Source organism: Neobacillus sp. K501, assembly GCF_053749995.1.
Window position 1 is genome coordinate 205,319 of the sequence record NZ_JBSLYA010000008.1, and the last position, 13,725, is coordinate 219,043.

At 36.6% G+C, this 13,725-nt stretch carries 14 protein-coding genes; 9 read left to right on the plus strand and 5 right to left on the minus strand.

The annotated features are described in order from the left end of the window. Window positions 1-53 precede the first annotated feature (53 nt). On the plus strand, window positions 54-602 hold the full coding sequence (locus tag ACWM35_RS18350) for a GbsR/MarR family transcriptional regulator (RefSeq protein WP_454820296.1): 549 nt from the start codon (window positions 54-56) through the stop codon (window positions 600-602). A gap of 230 nt (window positions 603-832) precedes the next feature. Next, window positions 833-1,540, plus strand: coding sequence for a DNA alkylation repair protein (locus ACWM35_RS18355; protein ID WP_454820297.1), 708 nt, complete (start codon window positions 833-835; stop codon window positions 1,538-1,540). Between the two features lie 84 nt (window positions 1,541-1,624). Here the strand turns inward: ACWM35_RS18355 and ACWM35_RS18360 are convergent, their stop codons facing one another. Further along, complete coding sequence (locus ACWM35_RS18360) at window positions 1,625-2,311, minus strand: Dph6-related ATP pyrophosphatase (protein ID WP_454820298.1); 687 nt, start codon at window positions 2,309-2,311, stop codon at window positions 1,625-1,627. A 211-nt stretch (window positions 2,312-2,522) separates the two neighbouring features. Between ACWM35_RS18360 and ACWM35_RS18365 the strand changes: the two genes are divergently transcribed. From ACWM35_RS18365 to ACWM35_RS18375, 3 genes are all read left to right on the plus strand, one after another. After that, the gene (locus ACWM35_RS18365; protein WP_454820299.1) at window positions 2,523-3,440 is read left to right on the plus strand and encodes a VOC family protein; all 918 of its coding nucleotides are present in this window, start codon (window positions 2,523-2,525) and stop codon (window positions 3,438-3,440) included. Window positions 3,441-3,730: 290 nt separating this feature from the next. Next, window positions 3,731-4,723 carry a DUF3231 family protein gene (locus ACWM35_RS18370; protein WP_454820300.1) on the plus strand — a complete coding sequence of 331 codons (993 nt, stop codon included), beginning with the start codon at window positions 3,731-3,733 and terminating at the stop codon, window positions 4,721-4,723. Window positions 4,724-4,766: 43 nt separating this feature from the next. After that, window positions 4,767-5,801: a DUF3231 family protein gene (locus ACWM35_RS18375; protein ID WP_454820301.1), complete on the plus strand. Its 1,035-nt coding sequence runs from the start codon at window positions 4,767-4,769 to the stop codon at window positions 5,799-5,801. A 98-nt stretch (window positions 5,802-5,899) separates the two neighbouring features. On the opposite strand, the gene ACWM35_RS18380 is transcribed toward ACWM35_RS18375, so the two are convergent. From ACWM35_RS18380 to ACWM35_RS18390, 3 genes are all read right to left on the minus strand, one after another. Then, window positions 5,900-6,298, minus strand: coding sequence for a cytidine deaminase (locus ACWM35_RS18380; RefSeq protein WP_454820302.1), 399 nt, complete (start codon window positions 6,296-6,298; stop codon window positions 5,900-5,902). Window positions 6,299-6,545: 247 nt separating this feature from the next. Beyond that, the gene (locus ACWM35_RS18385; protein WP_454820303.1) at window positions 6,546-7,406 is read right to left on the minus strand and encodes a sulfite exporter TauE/SafE family protein; all 861 of its coding nucleotides are present in this window, start codon (window positions 7,404-7,406) and stop codon (window positions 6,546-6,548) included. A gap of 278 nt (window positions 7,407-7,684) precedes the next feature. After that, complete coding sequence (locus ACWM35_RS18390) at window positions 7,685-8,518, minus strand: MerR family transcriptional regulator (protein WP_454820304.1); 834 nt, start codon at window positions 8,516-8,518, stop codon at window positions 7,685-7,687. Between the two features lie 119 nt (window positions 8,519-8,637). On the opposite strand from ACWM35_RS18390, the gene norA reads away from it, so the two are divergent. The 3 genes from norA to ACWM35_RS18405 all read left to right on the plus strand — a co-directional run bounded on the left by norA (window position 8,638) and on the right by ACWM35_RS18405 (window position 11,205). Beyond that, window positions 8,638-9,828: a multidrug efflux MFS transporter NorA gene (gene norA, locus ACWM35_RS18395; RefSeq protein ID WP_454820305.1), complete on the plus strand. Its 1,191-nt coding sequence runs from the start codon at window positions 8,638-8,640 to the stop codon at window positions 9,826-9,828. Between the two features lie 443 nt (window positions 9,829-10,271). Next, on the plus strand, window positions 10,272-10,709 hold the full coding sequence (locus ACWM35_RS18400) for a hypothetical protein (protein ID WP_454820306.1): 438 nt from the start codon (window positions 10,272-10,274) through the stop codon (window positions 10,707-10,709). Continuing rightward, entirely contained in the window at window positions 10,702-11,205 is a 504-nt protein-coding gene (locus ACWM35_RS18405) for a hypothetical protein (protein ID WP_454820307.1), read from the plus strand. The genes ACWM35_RS18400 and ACWM35_RS18405 overlap by 8 nt, the downstream gene beginning before the upstream one ends. Before the next feature lie 187 nt (window positions 11,206-11,392). Here the strand turns inward: ACWM35_RS18405 and ACWM35_RS18410 are convergent, their stop codons facing one another. Further along, entirely contained in the window at window positions 11,393-12,382 is a 990-nt protein-coding gene (locus ACWM35_RS18410) for a DUF3231 family protein (RefSeq protein WP_454820308.1), read from the minus strand. 163 nt (window positions 12,383-12,545) lie between these two features. Here ACWM35_RS18410 and ACWM35_RS18415 point away from each other — a divergent pair, with 163 nt between their 5' ends. Beyond that, window positions 12,546-13,667, plus strand: coding sequence for a DUF418 domain-containing protein (locus tag ACWM35_RS18415; protein WP_454820309.1), 1,122 nt, complete (start codon window positions 12,546-12,548; stop codon window positions 13,665-13,667). Window positions 13,668-13,725 lie beyond the last annotated feature (58 nt).

Here is a 13,725-nt window from a genome sequence, read left to right on the forward strand (position 1 = left end):
AATTAATAGTAAGGAGTTCGAGGTTAAATTATTGAAAAAGATGGTGAAGTGGATTGAATGCTGACTTTAAGAGGGTGAGAGATCAAATCATTGATTTTAACTCCGATCATCAAACATTATTCTCCATGCCCAATACTCTTAAACGTTTAATGTCCGTGATGTATTATTATGAAAAACCAATGACATTAGATGATATGACTGAGTTGTTGGGCATGAGTAAGGCGAGCATGAGTATTGCTGTCAGAGAACTCGATGAAATGGGATTAGTGAAAAAGATTTGGAAAAAGGGTGAACGGAAGGATATCTACCAAGTGGAAGAAGATAACTATGATAGTTTTATTAAATTCTTCTGTTACCACTGGCGGAAATCAGCCGTTTCTAAAATAAATGCTTTGAAAAAATTCATCTATGAATTACAGGAGATTAAAGAAAAGGAAGGCCTAGATGAGGAATCGCTAAAATTACTGGAAAAAGACTTGAAGAAGCTATACTCCGGTTTGGAATATCTTGATTGGCTGAGCCGTCTCATCCAAGCGCTTGAATCTCATGAGATTTTTGATTTTATTCCGAAAATAACTGCGGAAGAGATCATGATAAAATAATGTTTGCATAAGTTAAAGCAGTGCGCGTGAATGATGTGACCCCAAAAAGTTAGATTTCACTCTAACTTTTGGGGTGCAGTTCAAAAGCCGCATTGCTTATTTGCTTTATTATTGAATTGGGGAAGATTAGCATAATATCAGATAGGACTCCTTCAAATTAAAATCTTGCTTGGTAAAAAAATAAGCGTTATGGTTACAATGTGGAAAAATTATAGGAAGGAAGTGCAAAGATGGATCTTGAAATAGTTATGCAGGAACTGGAAGCGCTCGGCAAGGAACGAATCAAAAAGACATACATAAGCAATGGTGCACATGAGCCTTTATTTGGTGTGGCAACTGGCGCCATGAAGCCGCTATCCAAAAAAATCAAGAAAAATCAGCCTTTAGCCGAACAGCTTTACGCCACTGGCAATTACGATGCGATGTATTTTGCAGGTGTCATTGCTGACCCAATGGCGATGACAGAGGAGGATTTTGAGCGTTGGATTGATGCAGCTTATTTTTACATGCTGTCCGATTATGTGGTTGCGGTTACTTTGTCTGAAACGGATATTGCGCAAGCTGTTGCTGATAAATGGATTGCAAGTGGTGAAGAACTGAAAATGTCGGCCGGTTGGAGCTGTTATTGCTGGCTTTTGGGAAATCGCCCGGACACTGATTTTAGTGCAGACAAGATTACAAGAATGCTTGATTTGGTGGAAACTTCGATTCATGACGCTCCTGAACGGACCAAATCCGCGATGAATAATTTTATCTACACAGTCGGAATTTCTTATTTACCTCTTCATGATAAGGCGGTTGAAACGGCAAAAGCTGTAGGCCCAGTTGAAATGAAAAGAGAGAAGAAAAAGAGCACTATTTTGCAAGCGTCTGTAAATATTCAAAAGGAACTGGATAGAGGAAAACTTGGGTTCAAGCGCAAATATGTTAGGTGTTAGGCCTTGTTATTTATTTACTCTACGAAAAGATGCATGAAAAAAAGTCGCTGCAGCGACTTTTTTCTTTTTCCACTTACTATTTATTTAATCAAGTTCCAACGGTAAAAAAGCATATTCTCCGTTCTTTATAATCCTACATTTTCGAACCGGAATAGGGTGTTTAAAAATAGGCCCATCTACCACAGTTGTATGGAATTCTCCTCCTTCTCCGCATGGGTCAATCCCACGAGCTTCAAGCTCCTTCACAAATTCATGGGTCAACGTTCGCCCTAAATCTTCTTCTCGCATTCCTAATGAAAGATTAACAGTTACAATCATTGTGACAAATTCCAAATTAATAAATTCCTCGACCGCTTCACGGTGATTCATTTCCCATAATGGCATTCCAAGCTTTAATCCAGCATTCTTTGTAACCTTGTCATGCCAACAGCCATGTTCAGGCATATCTAAGTCACCCGTTACTAATACTTCTGCACCTTGAATTTTAGCCATTTTTAAAAGATCCGTAAATACTTTTTCGTAATCTGCCCAACTAGCAACCCCAGTATAGAAGGGCAAACCTATTGATTCTGCCTGGGCACGTATGAGCTCAGAAGACATTCCGTGAGATCTGGAACGTTTCCCTTCTTCTTCCATCATGACGATAAGTCCAACTGCTTCGCCGACCTGCATGGCTTTATATAAAGCTAGAACACTATCCTTACCACCGCTAAAAGAAGTGATAAATTTATGCCCGTTTGCACCCTTTTTCCAATCTACTAATTCAGACATCCTTATCATTCCCCTTTATTCTTAATACTTTTTTAAGAAGGCCATTTTGAAAAATTTGATACTTTTATATGTAAATTCAAAACCTTATTTGTTTGATTATAACAGATGTAAAAATACGGGTCTAAGATTGAAAATCTTGAAAATTGGTAATAAAAGATGAGAAGATTGTTAGTAGATCGGCTTTATATATCAAAAAGAAGGAGGAATAAAGATGTCAGCATTAAATCAAAAAATCGTTCCGCACCTATGGTATGACAAGGAGGCCAAAGAAGCAGCAGAGTTTTACACTTCCATTTTCCCAAATTCAAAAATTACAAATGTAACAACAATCAATGATACGCCATCAGGGGATTCAGATATCGTCTCTTTTGAGCTTTGGGGACAGAAGTTCATGGCCATCAGTGCAGGGCCTTATTTCAAGCTCAATCCCTCAATTTCTTTCATCGTTAATTTTGATCCATCACAAGAAAAAGACGCGAGCGAAAAATTAAATGCGGTTTGGAACAAATTATCCGAAGGTGGCACAGCGTTAATGCCCCTTGATAAGTATCCTTTCAGTGAAAAGTATGGCTGGATTCAGGATAAGTATGGTTTGTCCTGGCAATTAATGCTTACCAATCCAGATGGTGAAGATCGGCATCCATTATTGCCGTCACTTTTGTTTGTCGGTGACAATTGCGGTAACACCGAAGAGGCGATACAATTTTATACATCCATTTTTAAGAATGCCAAGCAAGGACATATCGCCCGCTATCCAAAAGGGATGGAACCTGACAAAGAAGGAACGATTATGTTCACTGATTTCATGCTTGAAAATCAGTGGTTCGCCGCAATGGACAGTGCGCATGAGCATAACTTCCGTTTTAACGAGGCATTCTCATTTATGGTGTACTGTGACACACAAGAAGAAATTAATTATTACTGGGAAAGACTCTCGGCCGTACCTGAAGCCGAGCAATGCGGTTGGCTGAAAGATAAGTTTGGCTTATCGTGGCAAATTGTGCCGACTGAGATGGACGAAATGATGAGTAAGGGGACACCAGAGCAAATTTCGCGCCTAACTCAAGCATTTCTTAAAATGAAGAAGTTTGATCTTGTGAAATTAAAGGAAGCATATAGAGGAGAATAAGAAAACTGTCTAGGCAAGTGTTGGATGGGAGCTTCTGAGAAATTGTTAAAGTGAAACAGAGGGATGTTTTACATATAAGGTGTTAGAGTTTAAAATCCGGCATAATGGCCGGATTTTTTTCTTTATGCAAGATAATTGGCCTCTGTCTGATCAAATTTCGGGGAAGATATGGGATATGATGTTGCTTATAAAGCGGTTATGGCTAATGGTTTATTATTATAATCAGAATAGAATTTTTTCAGGCGGAAGAAACTAAACAACAAATAAGGAAATGAAAGGATTTTTAAATATTGGATAAAGATAGATTAACTTCTGCAGAAATTACGAACTTATGGATTCATTATATTCGGGAAACAATGGCCGTTTGTGTAAGCAAATATGTATTAAAATGTGTAAACGATACGGAAATAACATCTACCTTTCAATTAGCATTAAAATTGTCAAACGGACATATTGATACTTTAAAAAACATCTTTACCAAAGAAAAGTTTCCAATACCTATCGGATTTACCGATAAGGATGTTAATTTAAAGGCTCCGCCATTATTTACGGATAAATTTTGGTTGATCTATATTTACGGTATGTCCATGCATGGGTGTTCATTATATAGTCTGGCATTTAACAGTTCATCTAGAAGAGATATACGAGATTTTTATTACCAATGCATGAATGATTCTATGGACCTTTATAATACGTCAATTGACGTTCTTATTTCGAAAGGTATATATGAAAAATCACCCTATTTCACGACCCCAGAAAAAGTTGGATACATAACAAATTTAAGCTATGCCACAGATGTTTTTGGAACACAAAGGCCTTTAAATACAATTGAGAGTGGCAATATCTTCTTTAATCTCAAAAAAACGAACTTACAGAAGGGACTAATGTTAGGTTTCAGTAAAGTTTCCAAATCAAAAGAGATCCGTAAGTTTTTGGAAAAAGGGATGCAAGTAACCAACAAACATATAGGATTATGTTCATCTATCTTAAAAGAAAACAATCTTCGAACTCCTCAATCATTGGAAGCAGAAATTACGGATTCAGAAATTGCCCCTTTTTCAGAAAAGCTTATGCTGTTTCATGCAGGAATATTGTTTAATATGGCTGTGTCCTATTATAGTTATGCTGCTGTTACGAGTATGCGGGCAGATTTAATTGTCCACTGTGAAACGGCTATTTCAAGGGATTTTAAAATTTTGGCTCAATTTATGCATCTATTGATTAAAAATAATTGGCAGGAAGAGCCGCCAGTATCAGACGACCGTCAAAGGGTGAAAAGTTAAAAGAACTGAATTAATAAAATAAAAATGAAATGAAGGAATTTACATGAAAACGATTAAACCAATAAAATTAGGATCAACGAAAACAAACACGACAGTAAATTTAACATCAGCAGAAATGGGTAAGCTTTGGGCTACCTATATGGGAAATAGTATGGCAAAATGTATTTTAAGCTATTATCTTCAGCATGTTGAGGATAAAGATATTAAGATTTTATTAGAAAATGCACTTCATTTAAGTAAAGACTTCTTGGAAAAAATAACAGAAATCTTTAACAAAGAAAAGTTTCCAATACCTAAAGGGTTTTCAGAAGAAGATGTCAATTTAGGAGCGCCTCGTTTATTCCAAGATGAATTCTATGTTCATTATTTAAAATATACGGCTAAAGCGGGACTGAGTATTTATAGTGTGGGGATACCACTAGTGTTTAGAAGCGACGTACAAGATTTCTTTAAATATTGTATGGATTGTACACTAGAGTTAATGGAACAAATTAAAGAAATATTAATGAATAAAGGACTAATTATTAAGCCTCCAATCATTCCCATTCCTGAAAAGGTGGAATTTGTTCATCAGGATTTTTTAAATGGTTTCCTTGGCCATGTTAGACCTATGCATGCACTTGAAATTGCCCATTTTTATGACAATATTGAAAATAATGTGACAAGTAAAGCCTTAATCATGGCATTTGCCCAAGTAGTCAAGGATGAAAAAATTCGGAAATTATTTGAAAAAGGGAGAGACCTTACATCTACTAATATTGAACGGTATAGACAAATGCTGTATGATGAACATTTGCCATCACCAGCTTCATTAGATGACTTAGTAACAACGTCTACTTTTTCACCATTTTCGGATAAAATTATGCTTTTTCATAAGATGGATATGTTTACCATGAAAATAAGAGCTTTTGGAAATTCAGTGGCTGTAAACGGGAGGCACGATATCGGTATTCTTTATTCAAAATCGTTAATGAAGATTTCACTATTCGTTGAAGAGGCGGCAAAAATAATGATTGAGAAAGGTTGGTTTGAACAACCACCCAAAGCAGCAGATCGAAAAAAGTTATCTTCAGAATAGTGTTAATTAGACCAAAATGCACTAGCATAAAAAAGGGGGGGTGAAACAATTGAAGCCCCATCCAATTAAATAAGAATGGGGCTTTTTACTATACAGAATTACATATCTAAATCTGTGAATGCATAAGGTAGTAGTTCCCTTAAGGTCAATTCTTTAATTTCTTTTTTCTGATTGGTTAAATAAACGGGCATTTCAGGTGAACATAATTCTACTAAAACCTGTCTGCAAATACTGCATGGGGGTAGAAAGTCTACTGTATCACCTGATACAGCTATAGCCTGAAAATCACCTTTTTTGTATCCGTTTGCAATGGCGGTGAATATAGCCGTTCTCTCCGCACAATTGGTTGCACCAAATGAAACATTTTCCACGTTTACTCCGTTAATAACAGTACCATCTTTTAGTAGTAGAGCAGCACCAACAGGAAATTTGGAATATGGTACATAGGCTCTTTCCTTCACCATACGTGCACTTTCTACTAATTGCTCTTTATTCATAAATACCCATCCTTTACAAAGAAGAATGAACTTTCACAGTTCCCTTTGCGCCAACGTTTGTTTGGCAGGACTTCTATTATTACCGTTAAACGAATTATTTGTCAATATTTTTAAGTGAAATAAATGACAATCTAAAAACAAATCTAAAAAAATGTAGTAAATAAAGAAGAACAATGGATGTTCTTAAAGAAAAACAACACAAAAGCACAGAAATAGACTTTTTGTGTTGTTTTCCGTATTAAAATGTTTAAGCTTTTTTTAGTTTTAAAGATACATGGGTAACCGCAATACCCCAAAGGATGATAAGGGTCAGGTAAATAAATAAACTTGTTGTAGGGGATGCATCAAAGGTTCCTAGTAAAGTCCTCAAATTGGTTAAAATGATGATGCCTCCTACTAACGTTCCTAATAGATTAGTTGGTAATTTCTTGACTAACCAAGCTGCAATCGGAGCTGCAATGATCCCGCCTATCATTAAGGCTAATACCCATTGTAAATTTATCTGTGACCATCCTAAAGTTAGGAGAAAGCCTAAAGTTGAGGCTACGGCAATGGCAAATTCACTTGTGTCGACCGAGCCGATTACTTTTCTCGGTTCCATTTTACTGCTTGTTAAAAGGACTGGGGTTGCAATCGGACCCCATCCTCCACCTCCAGTAGCATCAAAAAAACCAGCAATAAAACCTAGTGGCAATAATTGTTTCTTAGTCAGTTTATTTTTTGTAAATTGTTTGGAAGAATTCCATTTAAATAAGAACCGATATATCACGTAAATACCCAGGATTAAGAGAAAAAATGAAACATAAGGTTTAACAATATCACCTGGAATACTACCTAGAAAACAGGCACCAATAAAGGCTCCGATGGACCCCGGGATAATTAATTTATAGACAACCTGTTTATCCACATTTCCAAATCGAATATGTGAAACACCAGATGCAGCAGTCGTAACGACTTCAGCCATGTGAACAGAAGCGGATGCGATCGCTGGTGCAATACCGAACATCAACAAAAGCGAACTGGACGTAACCCCATAGGCCATACCTAAAGAACCATCCACAAGCTGTGCAGCCAAACCAATTAATGCAAGGATAATTAACCTTCTCAAAAGAACCTCCACCTTTTTCAAAGTTACCGAATAGACTAGATTGATGGGTAAATATACTTGTTGTTATAGATTTCGAGTAAATTGATGACGAATCAAATCAAGTTTCTAACCTAAATTATGAGATTCTAGATAAATGGGTTCTTTCCTTAATTAAAATTAGGCGGATACCTGAAATGATGGAGGAATTCGAATGGATTTTCGCAGGGGAATATCGTTGAATTGAGGTAATGAAAAAAAGCTTGGGATATTCTTCGCCCAAGCTCTTCTATTGAATTAGCTTACCATTCCATTCGATCGACCTGAATCATAATTTTGGTGACGTATTGTTCCTTATGGTTCACGACCACAGTATCATATATATATTCTTCAAAGACATGTTCACCTAAGGTCAAATTTAGACGATCCATTTCTGAAAAAAGTCGTTGATAGGTTTGATGTATCGTTTTTTCAACGCCAATATGATAACCAATCAGAAAATCACCTTTCACACTTTTAAAATACGGATATCCTTCTTTGGGATACGGCTGTTCAATATATAAATAGCTATAATTTGTGAATTCTCCCTTTAATACATGCTCTCGCTTTCTGATAACCCCAATGGGATATCCTGTGTCAAGGTGTGAAAGGTTCAATTCATTAATAAAATCGGAAAAGACCTCGAGATATTCTTCATCGGTTAGATTTTCAATGTTCCTGCTTAAATAAAGGGTTACTTCTGGTAATGTTTCAAGCGTAATTTGCTGAAAATCAAGGTGTGTAGCTTCCTCCATTAAGGATATCTTCGTTTCAATCATTTTTTCCTTCATTTCAATCTCCTGACGCTTTTTCACAATCTCTTCTTTCTTTTGATACATTAATGACAAAAAACTCTCGGGTGATTTATTTTGGGTATATTGTTGAATATCGTTTAGCGACATTCCAAGTTCCTTTAATAAATCGATCACAAAGAATAAGTCTATTTGGCGAATTGAATAATAACGGTAACCTTTTTCATTTTTAAATACCGGAGACAAAAGCCCAATTTGATCGTAAAAGAAGAGGGTTTGTTTGTTTACTTTGCAAAGCTTCGCGAATTCCCCAGTCGTTAAATATTTTCCATTTTTTTTATTCATTTTTACAGCTCCGTCCTTGACTATATAGTAACTATATACACTAGGATGGAAATTGTAAACAAATCAAAACATACGAGAGAGTATGCGTTAATCGGTTTTGTTAAAAGGGGATGTATAGCATGAAGACATCTAAAGTCATGTTAGGATTAGTGTTAATGAATTTGTTCATTGCCTTTTTAGGGATAGGTCTGGTCATTCCAGTCTTACCTACGCTAATGAATGAATTAGGGATTACGGGAGCAACGATTGGTTATTTAACAGCAGCCTTTGCGATCGCCCAATTGATTGTTTCACCATTTGCTGGAAAAGCGGTAGATAAATTCGGCAGGAAATTAATTATGGTCATCGGTTTATTCATTTTTGGTCTCTCCGAATTTTTATTTGGGATAGGGAAAGAAATCGAGATGCTATTTATATCTCGTATTTTTGGTGGAATAAGTGCTGCGTTCATTATGCCAGCTGTTACAGCTTTTATTGCGGATATTACCACCATAGATACGCGCCCGAAAGCACTGGGGTATATGTCAGCTGCTATTAGTACAGGTTTTATTATCGGACCAGGTATTGGTGGATTCTTAGCGGAATTAGGAACGCGTGTACCTTTCTTTTTTGCAGGAGGACTTGGTACTCTTGCTGCGATTCTATCGATAATTTTATTAACGGAACCAAAACGCAATGAAGAACATCATGAACATGCCCCAGGCGGTAAGACTGGCTTCAAACGTTTGCTTGCTCCTGAATATTTTCTTGCGTTTATTTTAATTTTTATTGCTTCATTTGGTTTGGCAGCATTTGAATCGTTCTTTAGCCTATTTGTGGATCATAAATTTCAATTTAAACCATCTGATATTGCCATTGTTATTACAGGTGGAGCAATCTTTGGGGCGGTTTCACAAGTCATTTTATTTGATAGGCTTACCCGTATTTGGGGTGAAATTAAACTGATTCGTTATAGTTTAATTTTATCTGGGATACTTGTCTTTTTAATGACGGTAGTCCATTCCTATTTCGCTATTTTACTTGTTACGTTCCTTGTTTTTGTAGGATTTGATCTATTCCGGCCAGCGATTACTTCTTACCTTTCCAACATCGCAGGGAATGAACAAGGTTTCGTGGGTGGGATGAACTCTATGTTTACTAGTTTGGCAAACATAAGTGGCCCGATCATTGGGGGGATATTATTTGATATAAATATTAATTATCCGTATTACTTTGCAACAGTGATTACAGGTTTTGGTATTGTAATTACCTTGTTCTGGAAGAAGAAGGATTCTTCGAGCGGAGTAAAGGCTCGTGTAGCAAACGAATAAAATTGAAAGAACAACGAAAATTTGTGCTGCTTTTACAATTCCTGACCTGAAGCAGCTGTGCTTCGGGGTCATCGAAAGGGAATTCATGACCTGAACCAGCTACAGAACCAGGGTTCGGGGTCATGGAAAGGCGGTTCATGACCCGAACCAGGAACAAAACCGGGATTTGGGGTCATCAAAATGGAATTCATAACCCGATTATGCAATAGAATCAGGGTACACGGTCATGAAAAAATGATCACTTCCTTCCATGAATGGAGACACCAGGAGTGAAGTATTATTAAAAGAGCTATATCTGAAAGACTTTGGGGAACTGTAAAAACAGTTCCTTCTTTGATGAATATTGACGAGGGTTTGGGAATAATACCTGTATCTGCCAATTCTTCTACTAAGGATGATCACGATGTCCCTTGCTATTCAAGCCCATGCTAGCATGGTTTGTGTTGATTGTTTTCGCTATTGTTCCCAAAAGAGTAACCCTTACGGAAATCGTCTTTTTGTACTTCGTTATCGTCATATTCACGATTACCTTATTCACCATACTTGATGTCAATTTGCAATGGGTTCCACTCACTCGAGAGGTAGAAGGATCTTTTGCTATGTATATAAGTCGATTGATCGTGATACCTTTTCTAATACTCTTATCTGTAATTGTAATCATTTCGCATTTGAAAGCGAAATGGCGCTGGGTATTATCGGCGACCATTCTTTTGTTCCTTTGCCTGGAAGATCGGATTTATTTGTGGGCAGGTCTCATTACGTTCCGCAGATGGAATGAATTCTATTCGGCCCTTATGTATGGGGCATTTATGGTTTTAGTCTGTTGGGTAGCCCGTTGGTTTGTTGGTCTAGGCGGGGGAGGATTCAAAAAACATGAATGAAATTCGTTATGATCATCATTTTAATGCGAACGAGTGGTTTATCGTCATTTCACTCTTCGTTGGTGCCTTAGTAGTGTTCTTGCTGCCGAGGAGGTTTTCAGAAAAAAACACTTGTGTTTTCCTCATGTGTGGTGTATTTTTTGGTTTCATATTCGACCACACCTTAAGTGTGCTACCAGTTAGTTATTATGTTATTAATGACAGATCCTCCTTTGAATTGATGGATTTTTTATCTCATGTAATGTACGCACCATACAGCTATCTTTTCTTTTATCTATTTGATTACTTTAGCATCATTCCACGTTATTCCCTGTTGTACATCTTAGTTTGGTCACTTTTGAGTGTCGGGATAGAGCGATTTTGTGAGTTCATTGGGATCTTTCACTATCAATACGGATATAACACCTATTATTCTTTCGTCATTTATTTATTAGTCTTAAGTATTTGGGTGCTCTTTTATAGGGTTATAAAGACATATGGGGAAAAACAATTTTAGATGCAAAGTGGAGACATTTTGAATACTTTCTAAAAGTAGTTATAAAATGAAACAAAAGCATCCATTTCGGGTGCTTTTATTTAAAAATTAGATATTATGATGAAACGAATGGTTATTTTCTTCTCGTGGCTTCTCCAAAACAAAAAGCTTCACATATCAATAAGTTGTGATATCTTTTTTATTCCCGTTAATCAGCTTCAGGTTGTTTTTCTAACCATCCATTTTTAACCAAAATGTTGAAAGAAAATGCACCGGCCTCCATGGCATGGGTAAATACTTTACTATAGTTTAAAATGATATCCGATCTATAACTGGAACCTAGTGAGGCACCATAATAAGTAAGTGCAGCATTTACTAAAAATCCGCCGTGGAACATGATTAATTTGTCTGAAAATGGACTTATAGTAGAATCGGTAATCTCATTATCCCATTTTTCGGGTATTGGCAATTGATCCTCGCGTAAAATTTCATCGAAGCTTTCAGCATCTTTCCCTGCTAATTTAACGTTTTTTAACATAAAATTGCGTACGTCCTCCCGTACCGCCACCTGACTAAACGCCAAACTTAACGTCTTAATAAATCCTGTCTTAGTTGAATTAAAGAAGAGGGTGCTGATTTCCGAACTGTTTAGTGGTCTTTTGTCCCCAATTAGATTAGATATGAATCCAGGAGATTCCATAAACTTTGCACCATGAGGTGAAGGAATGGAGGGGACACTTCTATATTTAGGCTGATTTTTTGCCAATTCTACTATTTTTTGAAACAATTCCTTAGAAGAGGTAAGACATTCAAAAAAATAGTTTTGTATGTCTTGTCTCTCTGAATTGGAAAAAGCTAAGCTGTAAGCGGTTAGCCCATGTATTGTCATAATATAAGAATAAAAAAGTAGGAATTGATCAGAAAACAGTCGAGGAGCATTAACATTCACGTCATTTTCTGTAAATCCTATTGGGATTTGGAAATTAGCACTTTTTAGGAATTCGCTAATTTTTGTAATATGGGTCTCGGCCAACTGTAAAGCGAACTTTAAAATGGGTTTTATCTCCTTGTTTTCAACAATATTTAGAAAATATTTATAAACACAAATTGCCATACTATCACCCAGATACTGTAACCACAGGGCAGAAACTTCTGCTGCCGTTAAGGGGTTTGATTTTTTACTACTAAAAATCCCCAAGATAGATACCTCCATTTCTTTTTTTGATATTATTTTATGGGATTGCTAATAAACTATACGGAGGTTATTATCGCTTGGAACTTCAAGAAATTTGAAACATCCCCTACCTTTTATTTTTGTTGGAAAAAAATAAATCAAAAAATTACTTTATAAGGAATAATTTATGAATAATATCTCAATTGACAATAAAAGAAATTTAACTCCAGATTTAGCCCGAGGCTTTATGTTGTTGTTTATTGCTTTGGCACATGGTCATTTATTTATATTTGCAACTGAACGAGAAATTACTTATACCGACCAGCTGGCCGTATTTATTCGGCAAGTATTCATTGACGGACGCGCCTTTCCTTTATTTGCAATCCTTTTTGGATATGGACTCCATCAAGTATCGAAAGGGCAAGAGAGAAAAGGGAACAGCTGGAAGGATACTAAAAAAAATTTTAGACGTAGAGGAGCTTGGATGTTAGTGATAGGCTTTTTCCATGCAACTTTTTTTCTCGCGGATATTATCGGGGTGTATGGATTTATCGCTCTCCTTTTTGCAGGTATATTTCTTCGCCTATCCAATCGAAATATGATCATAGTAACAGTGCTTTTTCTAATTTTGGTGGGAGTATTGGCTCCGGAAATGCCTAGAGGTTTTGATTCATTAAATGATACAGTCACGAATTCGGCTACGATTGAAGACCCAATTGAGGCAGCAATGACTCGAATGTTTGATTGGATGTTCTACACACCCGTACTGAGTTACCAAGTAATACCCGGGGTGCTAATTGGTATTTTAGTGGCACGTTTTCAGATAATCGATCGCCCTAAGAGCCATAAAAAATTCCTCTACATGGCTGCTATATTTGGACTATTTATATCGACAGCTGGTGGAATCCCAATGGCGCTAATGTCTTCATTATTTTGGACTAGTTACAATGATGTATGGGAAGTTACCGCGAAATCACTTCATACGATCACGGGTTATGCAGGTGGGGTGGGATGGACAGCGCTGATTGGGTTACTGGTCATTAAGCTGGAAGGAAAAGATGGACTCATTATAAAAGCGATTGCAGCACTCGGACAACGTTCATTGACTTTTTATTTATTTCAGTCGATTCTGTTTGTTCTTATTTTAGCACCTTATGCTGGGGGTCTTGGTGGACAAATAAGTCAATTGGGAAGTGATTTGATTGCGTCCTTGGTTTGGTTAATTTCAGTGTTAGTTGCTAACTTTATGCAACAAAGATCAATAAGAGGACCTTTTGAGACATTCTTAAGAAAAAAATCGGCAATTTAATTAACTAAAAATGGATCGGCCAAAATAGTTTAACCAACGAAAATGATGCTTCTGTTCA